Origin of the sequence: Cryobacterium sp. TMS1-13-1 (genome assembly GCF_004403125.1) — a bacterium.
GTDB classification, from domain to species: domain Bacteria; phylum Actinomycetota; class Actinomycetes; order Actinomycetales; family Microbacteriaceae; genus Cryobacterium; species Cryobacterium levicorallinum.
The window spans coordinates 504978-521524 of record NZ_SOGX01000010.1; the positions used below are offsets into that span (position 1 = coordinate 504978).

Below are 16547 nucleotides of genomic sequence, written 5' to 3' on the forward strand. Positions count from 1 at the left end.
CGCGCTCGTGCTGCGCGGCGTTCGGGTGAAACGGGGGAACTGGTCAAGACCGATTCCCGGTCATCAGTTGGATTTTGCGGTGATCCACACGGTCAGGGCCACGATTGCGCCCAGCCCGAAGATCCAGATGAAGAGGCCCTCAGCCACCGGCCCCAGGGAACCGAGTGCTAAGCCGCCCGGAGACGGGTTGTCCTCGACGTACTTGAGGTAGGTGATGATGTCGCGCTTATCTTCCGGCGTGATGTTCATGTCGTTGAAGACGGGCATGTTCTGTGGGCCGGTGATCATGGCCTCGTAGATGTGCTGCGCCGACACGTTCTCGATCGCGGGGGCGAACTTACCCTCGGTCAGGGCGCCGCCAGCGCCGGCCACGTTGTGGCACATCGCGCAGTTGATGCGGAACAGCTCTGCGCCGTTTGCCGCATCGCCAGCAGCAGCGTCGAGCAATTCAGCCGCTGGAATTGCGGGGCCGGGGGCCAGCGAAGCGACATAGGCCGCGAGAGCTGCGATTTGCTCAGACGTGAACTGTACCGGCTTCTTCTGTGCCTGCGGGCCCTGCATCTGCATGGGCATCCGTCCGGTGCCGACTTGGAAGTCGACCGAGGCTGCGCCGACTCCGATCAGGCTGGGGCCTTCTGCGGAACCCTGGGCGCTCAGTCCATGGCAGGTTGCACAGTTTGCGGCGAAGAGCTTCTGGCCCTCAGCGATGGTCTGCTGGGAGGAAGCATCAGTTGTCGCAACGGCGGTGCTGGTACTGAAGGCCGCATAGGCGCCTCCGGTGAACAGCAATCCGATGGCGATGAGGGCAACGCTGGCGAGCGGGTGGCGACGTCCGGTTTTGCGTGGTCGGCGTGCTCGAGTCTTTTTGATCGTGGTCATGCTGAAGTAGTCCGCTCCCGTTTCTCAGTAAGAACTTCTATTTAAGAACGTAGATGACCAGGAAGAGCCCGATCCAGACGACGTCGACGAAGTGCCAGTAGTACGAAACCACGATGGCGCTGGTGGCTTCCTTGTGTCCGAAGTTCTTGACCGCGAAACCGCGCCCAATAACCAAAAGGAAGGCGATCAGGCCCGCCGTCACGTGAATTCCGTGGAAGCCGGTCGTGATGTAGAAGGCTGAACCGTAGGCGTTGGAGGAGAGTGAGATTCCCTCGGACACCAGGGTGGCGTATTCGAACACCTGGCCGGTGACGAAGATCGCGCCGAGGGCGTAGGTGAGGAAGAACCACTCGACCATGCCCCACTCGCTCGGCTTCCAGCCGGTCGACCGGGCCTGCAGCCGCTCGGCGGCAAACACCCCGAACTGACAGGTCACCGACGAAGACACCAACACGAGCGTGTTGATCAACGCAAAGGTGAAATTGTGCTTGTCCGCCTCGAAGAGCCAGAGCTCGGAAGAGGTCGAACGAAGTGTGAAGTAGATGGCGAAGAGCCCCGCGAAGAACATCACTTCGCTGCCCAACCACACAATGGTGCCCACAGCCACGCTGTTAGGCCGGTTCACAACGGGCGCACTCGCCGTCTGAGTAATTGAGGTGCTGGTCACCCCTCCATTATGGCCGATATTCCCCCAGGTTTTTCTCAATCTGCCATGCAAGTGACCTTTTATGCCCGATGGAGTGGTTCTTTTCCCGGGTGGTTTCGTTGTGAATTCGGGCGAGTCGGCCCCGTTCTCCTAAGATCGAAAACATGCTCGAATCGCAGACTTGGCCAAAGATTTTAGATTCCCTCCTGTCCGGTCGGGACCTGAGCGTGGCAGACGCCGCATGGAGCATGGAACGGATCATGCTCGGCGAGGCCAGCCCCTCCCAACTCGGAGCCTTCCTGGTCGCTTTGCGAGCCAAGGGGGAGACCGTCGATGAGATCGTCGGTTTTCGGGATGCTGTGCTGGAGCATGCCATTGAACTCCCCGTCAATCCGATGGCGCTCGACATCGTCGGAACCGGCGGCGACCAGTTCGGCACGGTCAACATTTCGACCATGGCATCGATCGTCTGTGCGGCGGCCGGCGTGCCGGTCGTCAAACACGGAAACCGGGCGGCCAGCTCAGCTTCCGGGTCGTCAGACGTACTCGGTGAACTCGGCATTGACCTGTCGCGAGACGCCGCTCGGGTGGCGCAGGTCTTTGAGGAGACCGGAATTACCTTCGCCTTTGCGGCGGCCTTTCACCCGGGCTTTAGGCACGCAGCCCTCACCCGGAGCGAATTGGGCATCCCCACCGTGTTCAACTACCTCGGCCCCCTGTGCAATCCGGCCAGGCCGGAGGCATCCGCTGTCGGTGTGGCGAACCTGGATCGGGTCCCCCTCTTCGTCGGCGTGTTTCAGACCCGCGGTGCGACCGCTCTTGTATTTCGCGGTGACGACGGGCTCGACGAGCTGACCACGACCGGGCACAGCCACATTTGGGAGGTCTCCCGCGGCCTCGTGACCGAACATGACATTGACCCGCGTGACCTCGGCATTGAGCGGGCGCAGATCAGCGACCTGGTTGGTGGCTCCCCACGGCACAACGCCGATGTCGTGCATTCCGTGCTTGCCGGCGGTCAGGGACCGATTCGGGACATCGTGCTGCTCAACGCCGCAGCCGGACTCGTCGCCTTCGACCTCGCCAACGATCCCGCTCAGGTGCAGGTTGCGATTTTGGATCGTTTTCGCAGCAAGCTGGTCGTGGCTGCCGAAGCGATTGACTCCGGTGCGGCCACGGCCAAATTGTCCGCCTGGGTGGCGGCGACCCGGATCTGACCCCGGCCTCCGTACACTCGGTCGCCCGCTACAACACGTCCTCGTCGACCCAACCGAACGTCTTGGTGACGGCCTTCTTCCAGTTGCGCAGCTGACGGTTGCGTTCTTCGTCGTTCATCTGGGGCGTCCAGCGGCTGTCCTCCTGCCAGTTTGTGCGCAGTTCGTCGAGTCCGCTCCAATACCCGACGGCGAGGCCGGCCGCGTAGGCGGCACCCAGGGCGGTCGTCTCGGCGACGACGGGACGCACCACGGGAACGCCGAGGATATCGGCCTGAAATTGCATGAGGGTGTTGTTGGCGATCATGCCACCGTCGACCTTGATCTCGGTCAGGGGGACACCGGAGTCGGCATTGACCGCGTCAATCACCTCCCGAGTCTGAAATGCTGTCGCCTCGAGCGCCGCCCGGGCGATGTGCCCCTTGTTCACGAACCGGGTCAGGCCGACCAGAGCGCCGCGCGCGTCGGATCGCCAGTATGGCGCGAACAGCCCCGAAAATGCCGGCACGAAATAGGCGCCACCGTTGTCCTCGACCGTTTTGGCGAGATCTTCGATTTCGGCCGCCGAGCCGATCAGGCCGAGGTTGTCCCGCATCCACTGCACGAGAGAACCGGTGACGGCGATGGACCCCTCGAGGGCATAGTGCGGCGCCGCATCGCCCAGCTGGTATCCGAGGGTCGTGAGCAGACCGTTCTTGGAGTGCACGATTTCGGTGCCGGTGTTGAAGATCAGAAAGTTTCCGGTGCCGTAGGTGTTCTTGGCCTCGCCCTGGTCGAACGCGGCCTGGCCGAAGGTCGCGGCCTGCTGGTCACCGAGGATACCCGCGACGGGAACTTCCCGGAGCAGGCTTGAGCCATGGGCCGTTCCGTAGACCTCCGATGAGGAACGAATCGACGGCAGCATTGATTTTGGCACGTCGAAGATGGCCAGGATCTCGTCGTCCCACTGCAGAGTTTCGAGGTCCATGAACAGAGTGCGGCTCGCGTTGGTGACGTCGGTGGCGTGGACGCCGCCGTCGACCCCACCGGTCAGGTTCCAGAGGACCCAGGAGTCGGTGGTGCCGAACAAGAGATCACCGGCATCCGCTTTCGCGCGGGCGCCCTCGACGTTTTCGAGGATCCAGACGATTTTGGTGCCGGAGAAGTAGGTGGCCAGGGGCAGGCCTACCTTGTGCTTGAATCGTTCCACGCCGCCGTCGGCGGCCAGGCGGTCGACAATGGGCTGGGTGCGGGTGTCCTGCCAGACGATGGCGTTGTACACCGGAATGCCGGTCGTCTTGTCCCAGACCACGGTGGTTTCGCGCTGGTTGGTGATGCCGATGGCTTTGATATCGTGGCGGGTGAGATTGGCTTTGGACAAGGCCTGGCCGATCACCTCGCGGGTGTTGTCCCAGATTTCTTTCGGGTCGTGTTCAACCCAGCCGGCCTGCGGAAAGATCTGTTCGTGCTCCAACTGCCCGGTTGACACGATGGATCCACCCTTGTCGAAAATGATGGCGCGGGAACTGGTCGTTCCCTGGTCGATCGCGAGAATGTAGTCAGTCATTGGGATGTGTCCTCCTTGTGGATGGTGCGCGAGGTACCGGTAGGTGCTCCCGAACGCGTCGGCTCCCGGAGGACCGACACGCTCGAGTGCGTTAGCTGACGAGGGGGAGCAGAGCCAGTGCAGCCCAGCCGGCTAGCAGCCCGCCGATGATCGGGCCAACGACGGGTACCCAGGAATAGGCCCAGTCCGAGCTGCCCTTGCCCCTAATCGGCAGGATGAAGTGGGCGATGCGCGGGCCGAGGTCACGGGCGGGGTTGATGGCATACCCGGTTGGCCCACCTAGGGAAGCGCCAATGGCGATAACGAGGATGGCGACGGGAAGCGCGCCGAGAGCCGCCAGGCCGCCGCTGGCTCCCTGGCGATCACCGCCAAAGGCGATGACAACGAAGACCAGCACGAAGGTGCCGATAATTTCGGTGACCAGGTTCCAACCGTACGAGCGGATGGCCGGCCCGGTTGAGAAAACCCCGAGTTTGTTGGCCGGGTCGGGTTCGGCGTCGAAGTGCTGCTTATACGCGAGCCAGCAGGCGATGGCGCCGAGAATTGCGCCGATCATTTGGGCCCCAATGTAGGCCATAACAGACAGGGCATTGACGGGAACGCCCATGCCGAATTCCTGGGCACCATTCGCGACGAGACCCAGGGTAACGGCAGGATTGAGGTGCGCCCCCGAGCGGTAGGCCACGATGACGCCGGCGAACACCGCAAAGCCCCAGCCGAAGGTCACCATGAGGAACCCACCACCGAGCCCCTTGTTTTTGGCCAAAGCCACGTTGGCGACGACGCCGGTTCCGAGCAGAACCAGCATCGCTGTGCCCACAACTTCCGAGACGAAAACAGCTCCGATATTTTCCACGAGAACCTTCCTGATCAGGCCGGGGATGCCGAAGCTACCCCTCTACGGTGAGCGGATGGAATCAACATAGCGCGGGGCGTCGCGGAGGGGAATAGGCTGCTCGAGTTCGTTCGAGCCCTGTGCGATCGTGGTCGGGTCGCGTATGTTGGTCGTGGGAAAATGCGCGTGGGGCGCAGCGTCCGATCGATCCGTGGCAGCACCGAGCGAATGGCAGGTCATGAAGAAACTCATCAACAATCCGAAGAACGTCGTCAACGAGGCCGTCGCCGGATTCGAGGCCGCGCACGCCGATATTGTGCGCGTCTCACCCGATCCGCTCTTCATTGTGAGAGCGGATGCCCCCGTGCGCGGCAAGGTGGGACTCGTCAGCGGCGGCGGCAGTGGACACGAACCTCTGCACGGCGGATTCGTGGGTGTCGGGATGCTCGATGCCGCCGTTCCCGGGCCGGTCTTCACATCCCCGACGCCGGATCCCATCCTCGCCGCGACCCAGGCCGTGGATGGCGGAGTGGGGGTGCTGCACATCGTAAAGAACTACACCGGGGACGTGCTGAATTTCGAGACCGCAGCCGATCTCGCATCCGCTGAAGGAATTGAGGTTCGCACGGTCATCGTCAATGATGACGTCGCGGTGAAGGACTCGCTCTATACTGCGGGACGCCGCGGTGTGGCCGGAACGGTGCTGGTCGAGAAGATCACCGGGGCCGCTGCAGAACGCGGCGATGACCTGGCTGCTGTCGTTGCCGTGGCCGAAAAGGTCAATTCTCGGGTACGCACGATGGGGGTGGCGTTGACGCCGTGCGTGGTGCCGCACGCCGGCGAGCCGAGCTTCGTGCTCGCTGACGACGAGATCGAGATCGGCATCGGAATCCACGGTGAGCCCGGCCGGGAACGCATCAAGCTCGAGCCGGCCGATGCCATCGTCGACCGCCTGCTCATGCCCATTTTGGAGGACCTGCCGTTGGCCAGCGGCGACCAGGTGCTGCTGTTGGTCAACGGCATGGGCGGCACGCCGCTGGTGGAGCTATACATCGTGTTCCGGCGCGCGGTCGAAGTGCTGCGCGAGCGGGGCATCACGGTGTCGCGTAGCCTCGTCGGCAACTACACGACGAGCCTCGAAATGGCGGGGGCGTCGATTTCCGTGCTGCAGCTGGATGCAGAGCTGACCGCCCTCTGGGATGCACCGGTGCAGACGGCCGCGCTACGGTGGGGACGATAGAAGGAGGCGCCGATGAGCCCGGACGCAAGAACAGACTCGGACCTGGATACCGCTTGGACCGTGCGGTGGATTCGGCGCAGTGCAGAGGTGTTGGCCGCCGAGCGCGCCGCGTTGAACACGCTCGATCGTGACATCGGAGACGGCGATCACGGCGAAAACATGAATCGCGGTTTTCAGGCGGTCCTGCCCAAACTCGACGGTCTGGCTGACGATGCGAACCCGAGTACCGTACTCAAGTTACTCGCCACCACGCTCATCTCCACCGTCGGCGGAGCCGCCGGGCCACTGTACGGCACCGCGTTTCTGAAGGCCGCCGGCGCAACTGCTTCCGTGGGCACTCTCGACGGTATGGCCCTTGTCGCCCTCTTGACGGCGGCCCGGGACGGCATCGTCCTGCGCGGCAAGGCCGGGGCGGGAGACAAAACCATGATCGACGCCTGGAGCCCGGCCGTCGATGCGGCCCAGGCCGCGCAGTCGGCGGGCGGGAGCGCACCGGCCGTGCTGACAGCGGCAGCGGATGCCGCAGCGCGGGGCGCCCGGGACACCGAACCGCTCGTGGCGCGGAAGGGCCGAGCGAGCTACCTCGGTGAGCGGGCGATCGGTCACCGGGATCCGGGCGCACAGTCGACGGCGCTCCTGCTACGCGCCGCGGCCGACGCGACCCGGGTGGCGGAGTGAGCGTGCCGGCATCCGCTGACCGGGTTGGCCTGGTTTTCGTCTCGCACAGCGCAAAGATCGCGGCGGGGCTGGTTGAACTAGCCCGTCAGATGGCACCGACCGTGCGACTCGTCGCTGCCGGTGGCACCGACGAGGGCGCAATCGGAACGAGCTTCGATATGATCACGACGGCACTGGCCGAGGCGGATGGTGGCGCCGGTGTGGTGATTTTGTGCGACCTTGGCTCGGCCATTCTGACCGCGGAAACGGCCCGCGATTTTCTCGACCAGGCGGAGCAGGATCAGGTACGGATTGTGGATGCTCCGCTGGTCGAAGGTGGAGTTGCGGCGGCGGTCGCCGCGGAAATCGGGGGAGACCTCGACGCCGTCGTGGCAGCCGCGCGCACGGCACTTCAGGCGGCCTACGCGGGCGAGCTTAGTGCCGATGCCGGGTCCGCAGATCCAGCCGAGGCTGGGGAGATCTCCCGCACCGTGATCCTGGTGAACAGGGACGGTCTGCACGCTCGTCCGGCGGCGGAATTCGTGACCCTCGCGAGCACCTTCGCGGTGCCCCTCACTGTGAACGGCACGGACGCGACGAGCCTGCTCAGCATCATGTCGCTCGGACTGGCCCGGGGGAGTAGCGTGCACCTGGCCTCGACCGACCCCGCGGCCGGGCCCGCAATCAGCGCCCTCGCGGCGCTGCTGGAATCCGGATTCGGCGAGGCCTAGCTCGCCCTGCACGTTTCGCCTACCATCTGCGTGCCTTTTTGTCTAATCGGGCGTATCGTAATGGCATGATTAAGGATAGGAAGACCCCACGCCGCCCGGAACAGTGGGGTGCGACCGATTTCCGGTCGTGCCCGATCTGCGGTCATGCGATGCGTGAACACACCATCGACCACTCGTCGCGAAACACGGTGGTCAATTGTCCAGTGCCCCACCCCGGGGCCTGGGATCGTGACGCGTTCGAACCGGTTAATGAATTCGGCATGGTCATGCACCATGCGCACGCCTGATCCGCAATTCTGATTGCGCGGCCAGCTCGCTGTCACTGGCTCAGTGCCGGCGAACGGATGCGGGAACTTCCGTTCCATGCGCCGTCAACGGTGAGGCAGATGGTGCGCCCCATCCGGTCACCACCGGGACCACTCCGGCCCAGACCGCGTGGTTTTCGCCATCGTCGACGGCCTCGCTCGGTGCACCACTGCGCGTCTTCATGCTCACCTCGGTGAGGGGTATGCACAGCACGATGGTCGCTGCCAGTTCGCGGCGCGTCATCGGGCGCACCTCTTCACTTCGGCCGGGCATGAGCCGTTCGGAGAGAACGAGCAGCGCTCGCTCCTTCTCTTTCGGCGGAACCACAGTCGGGACGCCGTAGATCACCACGCTGCGATAGTTCATGCTGCTGTCGAAGAGACTGCGCGCGTAGACCAGGCCGTCGAGTGCGGTGACACTGAGCCCGAGGCCCGACCCGGCTGCCGCGAGGCGCAACAGCCCTCCGCCAGTCGAACCATGGATGAGCACACTGTCACCGTCGCGGGCAAAGGCCAGGGGAATGATCAGCGGGTTTCCCTCGACGACGAGAGCGACATGGGCGAGGATCTGACCGTCGAGCAGGGCATACAGCGCGGCGCGGTCGACGATCTGCTGGTCGGCCAGCCGGCCTACCCGGGTGCGATCGGTGATGGGCAAGGTGGCGGTCGAAGTAGTCATTCCAACATCGTGGGTGGAGAACTGGCATAATCAAAGATCCACTTGCATTCGATACCGTTAGTCCAGTTTGGCGCCTGGGGCGCCCGTGACGGACCAGGGAGGCCGAGCCATGCCGTTCACCCCACCGATCACGCTCATCCGCGGCGGGACCGATTCGCTCAGCGCCCAGATCGTCGCTCAGCTGCGCAGCAGCATCCTGCTGGGGGAGATGCGTTCCGGCGAGAGCGTGCCGTCCAGCCGAGCGCTTGCTCATCGGCTTGGCGTGTCGCGGGGGAGCGTGGTCACGGCCTACGAGCAGCTCAACGGCGAGGGATATTTGGTCAGCACCCAGGGAGCGCCGACGCGCGTGGCCGTTCTGCTGCACGGGGAAACCCTCGCGGCGCCAGCGCGACCGATGGTGGAAGCGGGTCAGCAGTATCCGCTTGATGTGCTGGATTTGACACCGGGATACCCGTCGACCCGAAGATTGTCGGGGCGGGCCTGGACGGCCGCGTGGCGCCTAGCCGCCGCGAGACCCATTCCACAGACCGAACCACCCTTGCAGGGCACCCTGGCCCTGCGCACGGAAATCGCCGACCACCTGAGGCATGCCAGGGGAGTGCGGTGTGAGGCCGAGGACATCGTCGTCACGGCTGGCACGAGTGAAGCACTCGCTCTCGTGGTCCTGGCGCTGCGGGAACACCTGGAGTCCGGTGCAGGAAAGGATTCCGCTCGAGCACCGGTCGTCGCCGTGGAAACACCCGGCTATCCCGCTGCAACCCGGGCTTTGCAGCGCCTGGGCGCGATCCTGGTGCCGATTTCGGTCGAGGCCGACGGGCTGCCGATGAGCGCACTGCACGCGCTGACGGTTCCGCCCCAAGCGGTGCTGGTCACGCCCAGCCATCAGTATCCGCTCGGTGGCCGGCTCTCAGTGGATGCCCGCCTCCGCCTGCTGGACTGGGCGCGCCGCACGGACGCCTGGATCATCGAAGACGACTACGACAGCGAATTTCGGCATGTCGGACCACCCCTGCCGGCCCTCGCCTCGCTCGACAACGATGGCCGGGTCGTGCTCGTCGGAAGCTTTTCCAAGATTTTGACGCCGTGGTTGCGCCTCGGCTATCTGGTCATGCCCGCACGCGCAGCCGTGCGCCGGGCGGTGCTGGCGGTGCGTCACGACCTGCCCGGCCCGGTATCCGGCGTCGTGCAGGATGCCGCCGCCGAGCTCCTGGCGTCGGGGGCTGTACGCCGTCACATCGCCGCCACGCGCCGCGACTATGCCCATCGCCGAAGCCTGGTCCTGGACGCCCTGTCCGGCCGCCCGAGCACGACACTGTCCGCCCTGGATGGTGGGCTGCATGCGGTGCTCGGCTTGCAGAACCCGGCGCGGTCGACCGCGGCGATTTCGGAGCTGGCGGCCCGGGGGATCAGGGTCGCCGACCTTCGGGACTATTCAGCCGGGCCCGGTGCAGCGGATGCCCCGGCCGGTCTGGTGTTCGGATACGCCGCCGTCAGCGACACGGCCCTGGTGCGTGCCCTCGACCACATTCGCGCCGTGACCGCGGTGGATGCCGTTCCGGGCTGATCAGTGGGGACCTCGACCCGCCCTACTGGGTCTCGATGGGTGCCTGCGCGATCACGGTCCTGGCCGGCGCCCGCATCGTCAAAATGGCGGATGCTCCGAGGGTGAGCGCGACCCGCGGGCTGGTCGGCGGTATCTCGGTGATGTTCTGGGCCGTTGCCACCTGGCTCATCCCAGTACTGATCGCCGTGGGAATGTGGCGTCACTTCAAGCGTCACGTTCCACTGCGCTACCAAGCAACGCTGTGGAGCATCGCCTTTCCGGTCGGAATGTACGCGGTCGCTGGAATCTACCTCGGCCGGACCGACACGCTGCCACTCGTCGGACAGATCGGGACCGTCACACTCTGGGCGGCACTGGGAGTCTGGCTCATCATCTTTACCACGATGGCGCGCCAACCACTTTGGGGGCGTCGGATCCGGCGGGATGCCCGACGGCAGGAGACCGTTCCGCGGTAGCTCCGACGCGGTTTGAGGGTTCGCAGAATCCTTCTGTTGACATATTCGCCGGTATCGGCTGTGGAACCCGGCGAGGACGCGTGGTCGCAGGCCCGACACAAGTCATATCCCGCACGGCCCCGAGGGACAATTTGTCTCATAACCGATGGGTGATTTCAAGTGTTGGAAGCAACAGGGGCTATTTCCTCCTTCACGACGAGGTCGCGACCTTGTGCCCCTATAACTCGATTACGTCGGCATGATCCGCGCTCTCGGCGCGCAGGCCATCCCCTCGGCCGCGGATATCTGAACATCCTCGATCCCGGCAAAGCAACCGCGTCTGCTGCGTAGAAGAAAAACAGATCAGATTGTCTCAATAATGTGACGAGCGTACGGCTGGAGAAACTCTTATTTTGAGACAGTCCCTAGTCTGGTGTCCGAGGAGTCGAAAGCGGGAGCCAGCACGCCGCGCTTTTACGGAAGACCGCAGGATCCAGGCGCGACGATCCTTCGGGGATTGCCCCTAGCAGCGGTACGCCCAGCGACTCGAAATACCGGCGATTGTCGATCTCAATTTCAGACGGGTCGTTCGGCCACGACCCGATGATGAGACCCGCGACGGGGATGCCACGATTCCGAAGCGCTTCCAATGTCAGTTCGGTGTGGTTGAGTGTGCCGAGGCCGCTTCGGCAGACCACGATGGCCGCGGCATCTTGTCCGAACGACGCGGCAAGGTCGGCGAGTGTGTGACCGAACGGGTCGAGCCGTACGAGAAGGCCGCCCGCGCCCTCGACGACAACCCGGTCGTGGCTTTGGGTCAGTTGGTGGATGCGGTCTTCGTGCTCGCCGAGCGGGGGCAGTATCGCGAATTCACGGGCCGCTGCGGCGACTGGGGCCATCGGTGCCGAAAGTCGGATGCCTTCGGTGACGGAGCGTACGCCGGAGAGTCGGGCGACCTCATCCATGTCACCCGGTTCGCCCGGCATGACACCGGTCTGTGTGGGCTTGTCGACGGCTACGCTCAGGGTGCTCTTCGGAGGGCTTGGAAGCGCGGCTAGTGCGCACGCGAGGGCGGCGGCGGTGATCGTTTTGCCCACATCCGTGTCGGTCCCGGTGACGAAGAGGATGGGGGTTTCGGTGGCGAGCGTCATGCGGGCTCCAGCTGCGCCATGACCGTCGTTGGCGTCTGGAACGAAAGCAGTCGAATCCATTCGGGGTCCGGCCCCGCGAGCACGAGCGTGGGGAACGCTCGCGCGGTTTCCTCGAGCACGGTGATTGTTTCGAGTTCTGCGAGTTTGGCGCCAAGGCACCGATGGAGCCCGTGGCCGAACGCGAGCGAGTAGGCGGTGGGCGCGGTGCCGGCCGGATGATGTCCGCTGAGCTCGAGCAGGATTTCCGCACCGGCGGGCAGGTTTACTCCCCCCAGCATGCTGTCCGTGGCCACCGCGCGACGCCAAGTGTGGACGGACGACTCGGAGGCGAGCACTCCTCGTACGAACGTGGCGGCCGATGCGCCCTGCGCCAGCTCGTGCCACAACGTCCGATTCTGGAGCGCGCGGTAGAACGCAATGTTGATCAGCTGCGCCGTCGTCTCCTGCCCAGCGATCACGAGGAAGTAGCCGAGGGAGCATATTTCGGGCGTGCTCAGCCCTGCGGCGTCGAGCACGCCGAACAGCGAACCGTCCCCCTCGCTCGCAACGACGGTTTCGCGGAGCCACGCATAGAATTCAGCCGCGCTGGTGGCGAGCAAGACTTGGCGTTCCTCGTCGGGCCAGCCCCAGAATAATTCGAGAGAGTCCCGGCTCCACCGTTGGAGCAGCATTAGGTCGGGACAGTCGAACCCCGTCAGCTCCTGCATAATAACGGGCGGGATGCGGCGGCCGATGATATCCGCGAGGTCGATCGGTCCGCTTTCCAGTGCCTTGGCGGCGGTTTGGCAGCGCTGTCGGGTCAGCTTTGTCACGCGCGGGCCGATTGCGGCGACCTTGGCTGGAGTGAAAAACGCGGCGACCATTTTTCGGACGGCGCGATGCCGGTCGCCGGTTGCGGAGGCGAGCACCGGTGGCAGGGCGAAGCGCGCGCGGCTGAGCACGCGCAAGGCCGCCATGCTGAGGGGAACCACGGTCGTAAGGGCGTTCGTCGGCACGAACTCGTCGACGCGGCGGAACACTTCCCGCACCTCGCCGGGATCGCTTACGACGTGATATTTCGTGGGGGGTGTGCTCGCATCCGTTGGGAGAGCCGCCGCGTTCGAGGGCATCATGTTCGCGCCCGGAGCATCGAGGTCATGCGGGCGGTTGCCCAGAGCAGCCGGTCGGGGTCGGTGTTTGCGTGCGCCGTTAGTCTTAACCGAGAGATTCCATCCGGAACGCTGGGTGGGCGGAAGCAGCCGACGAGTATGCCCTCGTCGCGCAGCTGCTCTGTCACCTTCACTGCGATGTCGGGCGATCCGACGCGGATCGACTGCACGGGACCGGCTGCACGATCCACTCCGCAGGACGAGGCGATCAGGCTTGCGATGCGATGGAGGGCATCCAATCGGACCGGCTCCGCGAGGATGATGTGGCAGGCAGCGGCGGCCGCGGCCGCTGGCGCCGGGGCGAGTCCGGTGTCGAAGATGAAACTGCGGGCGGTGTTGACGAGGTGTTCGCGCAGCAGCTCCGATCCGAGCACGGCGCCGCCCTGCGCTCCCAACGCTTTGGAGAGCGTGGCGGTCACGACGACGTGCTCTGCTCCCGCGAGGCCGGCGGCATATACGCCTCCCCTCCCTGCTCCGAGCACTCCGACTCCGTGGGCTTCGTCCACGACGAGCAGTGCATCGTGCGTGGCGCAGATCATAGCGGTGTCGAGAAGGTTCGGGGCGTCTCCAAGCACGGAATATATGGATTCGATGACGACGATCGCTCGGGTCTGGGTTCGTTTGGCCAACAGGTCGTTGAGCACGGCAAGGTTCGAGTGGGGGATCGTTGTGATCGGAGAGCGCGACAGCCGGGCTGCATCGACGAGGGACGCGTGGATGTGTTCGTCGATGAGGATGAGGGTGTCCGGTCCGCCGAGAGCGGTCAGGATGCCGAGGTTGGCTGCATAGCCGCTGGAGAAGGTGAGTGCCGCGGGCTGCCCGGTTAGTTCGGCTAGCGCCAGTTCGAGGTCATTGTGAATTGGAAGCGTGCCGGTCACCACGCGGGACGCGCGCGCCCCCGTGCCGTACCGTTCGGTTGCCGCGATCGCGGCGGCCTTCAACCGCGAATCGGTCGACAGGCCGAGGTAGTCGTTGGATGCGAGGTCGAGGGGACGATCAAGCGCTCCCGTTCCAGCATCTTCGTCCGTGCCCGGTGTGATCCGGGTGGCGCGCACGGTTCCGCGGCGGTCGCGCACCCGTGCCGCATCGATAAGCCGGTCTTGCATTGTTCCCATCAGCCGTGCACCTGAGCGATGGCTCCACCGATGGCTTCAGCAATGTTGGTGATGTCCTGCGAGCTGCTCACGTAGGGCGGCATTGTGTAGACGAGATTGCGGAACGGCCTCAGCCACACTCCCCGTTCGAGCGCCGCACGGGTGACTGCGACCACATCGACGGGGCCGTCGAGTTCAATAACACCGACCGCGCCGAGGACGCGCACCTCTCGTACGAAACTGTACGAGGCGGCGGGTGCAAGCGTTGTGGCCAGAGCGGCACCGATCCGTGAGACCTGTAATTCCCAACCGTTCAGCAATCCGAGCGACGCGCTTGCCACGGCGCAGGCGAGCGGATTGGCCATGAACGTCGGACCGTGCAGGAGCACGCCCGGCGCGGATTGCTCGACCATCGTCGCCACCTCGGCCGTGCACAGCATCGCTGCGAGCGTGAGATAGCCGCCGGTGAGCGCCTTTCCCACACACATCACATCGGGAGCGATGCCGGCCCATTCGGTGGCAAATAACTTGCCGGTTCGGCCGAATCCGGTCGCGATCTCGTCGAAAATCAGCAGGATTCCCTGTTGGGTTGCTGCCCGCCGCAGAGCTTTCAGGCACCGTGGCGCGTACACATACATGCCTCCCGCGCCTTGCAGGATCGGTTCTACAATGATGCCGGCGATCTCGGCGCTGTGCCTGAGGATCGTCTCCTCCATCGCCTCCACCCAGGCGTCGACGGCGACATCGTCGGTGACGAGCTGGCCACCGATAAGGGTGGCTTTGGGTGGCCGCTGAAGGAACAGCTGAGCTGGCACCAGGTTTGGGAATGCGGAGTGCATTCCGTCTATCGGGTCGCAGACGCTCATCGCCCCTACGGTGTCCCCGTGGTAGCCGCCCTGAAGCGCCAAGAATTGCTGGCGGCGAGGACGGCCAGCAGACGCTTGATATTGGACGGCCAGTTTGAGGGCGACCTCCACCGAGACGGATCCGGAATCGGCGAAGAACACGTGCGCGAGCGGCTCGGGTGCGAGGCGCACCAGTTGTTCGGCCAGTCGCACCGCGGGCTCATGGGTGAGTCCGCCAAACATCACATGGCTGAATTGATCGATCTGTTTCCGGAGTGCCTCGTCGAGGACGGGATTCCGGTAGCCATGGATGGCGCTCCACCAGGAGCTCATGCCGTCGACTGCCTCGAAACGTGTGCCGTCCTCCGCCCTGAGGTGCAATCGCACCCCGGATGCGCCGGTGACCTCGTACGGTGCCGGACCGTTGAGCGCTGCGTATGGGTGCCAGACCAAACCGCGATCACGCTCCACGAGGGACCGCACAGCCGCACGGGTCTCAGGCATTGGGCGCGACGTGCGTGCCGGCTCCCCGCTGACGGAGAGTGACCCCGGAATGGTGATCCGTGCTGGGTGTGGCACCCAGAACGTGGAAGCCGGCGTCGGCGATCATTGCGAGATCTGCCTGAGCCTCCTGGCCTTCGCTGGTCAGGTAGTCGCCGAGAAAGAGAGAATTGGCGACCTGTAGTGCGAGCGGTTGAAGCGAGCGCAGGTGCATCTCGCGACCGCCGGCCATTCGTAATTCGGTGCTGGGGCAGGCAAAGCGGACCAACGCGAGGATGCGCAGGCAGGTGCCGGGAGTGAGCAGCCAGGTGCCTTCAAGCGGCGTGCCATCGAACGGCATCAGGAAGTTCACCGGGATCGATTCGCTGCCGAGGTCGCGCAGCGCGAACACCGCATCGATCAGCTCGACGTCGGATTCGCCCATGCCGACGATCAACCCGGAGCACGGCGAAAGTCCCGCATCTTTGGCATGCCCCACCGTCCGTACCCGGTCTTCGTATTCGTGGGTAGTGCAGATGTCGGCGTAGCGAGATTCGCTGGTGTTGAGGTTGTGATTGTACGCGTCAACCCCGGCGGCCTGCAGCTTCTCGGCCTGCCCTTGCTTGAGGATACCGAGACAGGCGCAGACTTCCACCTGCGGATGCTCCTCTTTCAGACGGTCGACCATGTCGGCAACCCGAGCGACGTCATGGTTGCTCGGTCCTTTGCCACTGGCGACAAGACAGACTCTGGATGCGCCCGCCCGAATCCCGACGGTCGCCTGCTCGACAGCCTCCTCGGGCTTCAGCCAGCTGTACTTCAAGATCTGCGCCGCTGAACCCAGTCGCTGAGAACAATAGTGGCAATCCTCCGGGCACAGCCCGGATTTCAGGTTCACGAGATAGTTCACCTTGACCATGTTGCCGAAGTGGGCACGACGGAGCAGTGAACCGGCGGCCATCAACTCCATCAACTCGTCGTCGTTGCTGCGAAGGATGGCGACAGCGTCAGCGCGGGTAAGCGTACCGCCGTTCAGTTGCTGGGCGGCAATTATTCCAAATTTATTGAACACCGTTCAAGGATACACTAGGACGAGCGG

General features: G+C 64.5%; 16 protein-coding genes. 6 read left to right on the top strand and 10 right to left on the bottom strand.

Features of this window, described 5'->3' with window-relative positions:
• Window positions 1-63: 63 nt before the first annotated feature.
• A complete protein-coding gene (locus E3T31_RS11710; RefSeq protein ID WP_134468856.1) occupies window positions 64-879 on the bottom strand; it encodes a cytochrome c in 816 nt (271 codons plus the stop codon).
• A gap of 37 nt (window positions 880-916) precedes the next feature.
• Window positions 917-1546 (bottom strand): heme-copper oxidase subunit III, encoded by a 630-nt coding sequence (locus tag E3T31_RS11715; protein ID WP_233195253.1) that lies wholly within the window; start codon window positions 1544-1546, stop codon window positions 917-919.
• A gap of 143 nt (window positions 1547-1689) precedes the next feature.
• On the opposite strand from E3T31_RS11715, the gene trpD reads away from it, so the two are divergent.
• The gene (gene trpD, locus E3T31_RS11720; protein ID WP_134468858.1) at window positions 1690-2742 is read left to right on the top strand and encodes an anthranilate phosphoribosyltransferase; all 1053 of its coding nucleotides are present in this window, start codon (window positions 1690-1692) and stop codon (window positions 2740-2742) included.
• A 28-nt stretch (window positions 2743-2770) separates the two neighbouring features.
• Here trpD and glpK read toward each other — a convergent pair whose 3' ends face one another.
• Together glpK and E3T31_RS11730 are read right to left on the bottom strand one after the other, a co-directional pair.
• The gene (gene glpK, locus E3T31_RS11725) at window positions 2771-4285 is read right to left on the bottom strand and encodes a glycerol kinase GlpK (protein WP_134468859.1); all 1515 of its coding nucleotides are present in this window, start codon (window positions 4283-4285) and stop codon (window positions 2771-2773) included.
• A 91-nt stretch (window positions 4286-4376) separates the two neighbouring features.
• On the bottom strand, window positions 4377-5093 hold the full coding sequence (locus E3T31_RS11730) for an MIP/aquaporin family protein (RefSeq protein ID WP_241977941.1): 717 nt from the start codon (window positions 5091-5093) through the stop codon (window positions 4377-4379).
• 265 nt (window positions 5094-5358) lie between these two features.
• Between E3T31_RS11730 and dhaK the strand changes: the two genes are divergently transcribed.
• Genes dhaK through dhaM form a run of 3 tightly spaced genes read left to right on the top strand, consistent with a single transcriptional unit; the run spans window position 5359 to window position 7748 of the window.
• Window positions 5359-6360, top strand: a complete 1002-nt coding sequence (gene dhaK, locus E3T31_RS11735) for a dihydroxyacetone kinase subunit DhaK (RefSeq protein WP_134468861.1) — start codon at window positions 5359-5361, stop codon at window positions 6358-6360.
• Between the two features lie 12 nt (window positions 6361-6372).
• On the top strand, window positions 6373-7038 hold the full coding sequence (gene dhaL / locus E3T31_RS11740; RefSeq protein WP_134468862.1) for a dihydroxyacetone kinase subunit DhaL: 666 nt from the start codon (window positions 6373-6375) through the stop codon (window positions 7036-7038).
• Window positions 7035-7748 (top strand): dihydroxyacetone kinase phosphoryl donor subunit DhaM, encoded by a 714-nt coding sequence (gene dhaM, locus E3T31_RS11745; protein ID WP_134468863.1) that lies wholly within the window; start codon window positions 7035-7037, stop codon window positions 7746-7748. The genes dhaL and dhaM overlap by 4 nt, the downstream gene beginning before the upstream one ends.
• 327 nt (window positions 7749-8075) lie before the next feature.
• Here the strand turns inward: dhaM and E3T31_RS11750 are convergent, their stop codons facing one another.
• Window positions 8076-8732 carry a pyridoxamine 5'-phosphate oxidase family protein gene (locus E3T31_RS11750; RefSeq protein ID WP_198417010.1) on the bottom strand — a complete coding sequence of 219 codons (657 nt, stop codon included), beginning with the start codon at window positions 8730-8732 and terminating at the stop codon, window positions 8076-8078.
• A gap of 109 nt (window positions 8733-8841) precedes the next feature.
• On the opposite strand from E3T31_RS11750, the gene E3T31_RS11755 reads away from it, so the two are divergent.
• Window positions 8842-10296, top strand: a complete 1455-nt coding sequence (locus E3T31_RS11755; protein ID WP_134468864.1) for a PLP-dependent aminotransferase family protein — start codon at window positions 8842-8844, stop codon at window positions 10294-10296.
• A 35-nt stretch (window positions 10297-10331) separates the two neighbouring features.
• Window positions 10332-10751 (top strand): hypothetical protein, encoded by a 420-nt coding sequence (locus tag E3T31_RS11760; RefSeq protein ID WP_134468865.1) that lies wholly within the window; start codon window positions 10332-10334, stop codon window positions 10749-10751.
• A 404-nt stretch (window positions 10752-11155) separates the two neighbouring features.
• Here the strand turns inward: E3T31_RS11760 and bioD are convergent, their stop codons facing one another.
• The 5 genes from bioD to bioB are packed head-to-tail and all read right to left on the bottom strand — an operon-like array spanning window position 11156 to window position 16520.
• Window positions 11156-11881: a dethiobiotin synthase gene (bioD, locus tag E3T31_RS11765; protein WP_134468866.1), complete on the bottom strand. Its 726-nt coding sequence runs from the start codon at window positions 11879-11881 to the stop codon at window positions 11156-11158.
• Window positions 11878-12993 carry a cytochrome P450 gene (locus E3T31_RS11770; RefSeq protein ID WP_241977862.1) on the bottom strand — a complete coding sequence of 372 codons (1116 nt, stop codon included), beginning with the start codon at window positions 12991-12993 and terminating at the stop codon, window positions 11878-11880. The genes bioD and E3T31_RS11770 overlap by 4 nt, the downstream gene beginning before the upstream one ends.
• Window positions 12990-14135, bottom strand: a complete 1146-nt coding sequence (locus E3T31_RS11775; RefSeq protein ID WP_134469296.1) for an 8-amino-7-oxononanoate synthase — start codon at window positions 14133-14135, stop codon at window positions 12990-12992. The genes E3T31_RS11770 and E3T31_RS11775 overlap by 4 nt, the downstream gene beginning before the upstream one ends.
• A gap of 8 nt (window positions 14136-14143) precedes the next feature.
• Window positions 14144-15472 (bottom strand): adenosylmethionine--8-amino-7-oxononanoate transaminase, encoded by a 1329-nt coding sequence (bioA, locus tag E3T31_RS11780; RefSeq protein WP_134468867.1) that lies wholly within the window; start codon window positions 15470-15472, stop codon window positions 14144-14146.
• Window positions 15465-16520 carry a biotin synthase BioB gene (bioB, locus tag E3T31_RS11785; RefSeq protein ID WP_134468868.1) on the bottom strand — a complete coding sequence of 352 codons (1056 nt, stop codon included), beginning with the start codon at window positions 16518-16520 and terminating at the stop codon, window positions 15465-15467. The genes bioA and bioB overlap by 8 nt, the downstream gene beginning before the upstream one ends.
• Window positions 16521-16547: the final 27 nt, after the last annotated feature.

What these genes read in the sequence shown, in the direction of transcription:
- E3T31_RS11710 (WP_134468856.1), bottom strand. Translation starts at nt 879, where the DNA reads ATGACCACGATCAAAAAGACTCGAGCACGCCGACCACGCAAAACCGGA.
- trpD (WP_134468858.1), top strand. Translation starts at nt 1,690, where the DNA reads ATGCTCGAATCGCAGACTTGGCCAAAGATTTTAGATTCCCTCCTGTCC.
- glpK (WP_134468859.1), bottom strand. Translation starts at nt 4,285, where the DNA reads ATGACTGACTACATTCTCGCGATCGACCAGGGAACGACCAGTTCCCGC.
- E3T31_RS11730 (WP_241977941.1), bottom strand. Translation starts at nt 5,093, where the DNA reads ATGCTGGTTCTGCTCGGAACCGGCGTCGTCGCCAACGTGGCTTTGGCC.
- dhaK (WP_134468861.1), top strand. Translation starts at nt 5,359, where the DNA reads ATGAAGAAACTCATCAACAATCCGAAGAACGTCGTCAACGAGGCCGTC.
- dhaL (WP_134468862.1), top strand. Translation starts at nt 6,373, where the DNA reads ATGAGCCCGGACGCAAGAACAGACTCGGACCTGGATACCGCTTGGACC.
- E3T31_RS11750 (WP_198417010.1), bottom strand. Translation starts at nt 8,732, where the DNA reads ATGACTACTTCGACCGCCACCTTGCCCATCACCGATCGCACCCGGGTA.
- E3T31_RS11755 (WP_134468864.1), top strand. Translation starts at nt 8,842, where the DNA reads ATGCCGTTCACCCCACCGATCACGCTCATCCGCGGCGGGACCGATTCG.
- E3T31_RS11760 (WP_134468865.1), top strand. Translation starts at nt 10,332, where the DNA reads ATGGGTGCCTGCGCGATCACGGTCCTGGCCGGCGCCCGCATCGTCAAA.
- bioD (WP_134468866.1), bottom strand. Translation starts at nt 11,881, where the DNA reads ATGACGCTCGCCACCGAAACCCCCATCCTCTTCGTCACCGGGACCGAC.
- E3T31_RS11770 (WP_241977862.1), bottom strand. Translation starts at nt 12,993, where the DNA reads ATGATGCCCTCGAACGCGGCGGCTCTCCCAACGGATGCGAGCACACCC.
- E3T31_RS11775 (WP_134469296.1), bottom strand. Translation starts at nt 14,135, where the DNA reads ATGCAAGACCGGCTTATCGATGCGGCACGGGTGCGCGACCGCCGCGGA.
- bioA (WP_134468867.1), bottom strand. Translation starts at nt 15,472, where the DNA reads ATGCCTGAGACCCGTGCGGCTGTGCGGTCCCTCGTGGAGCGTGATCGC.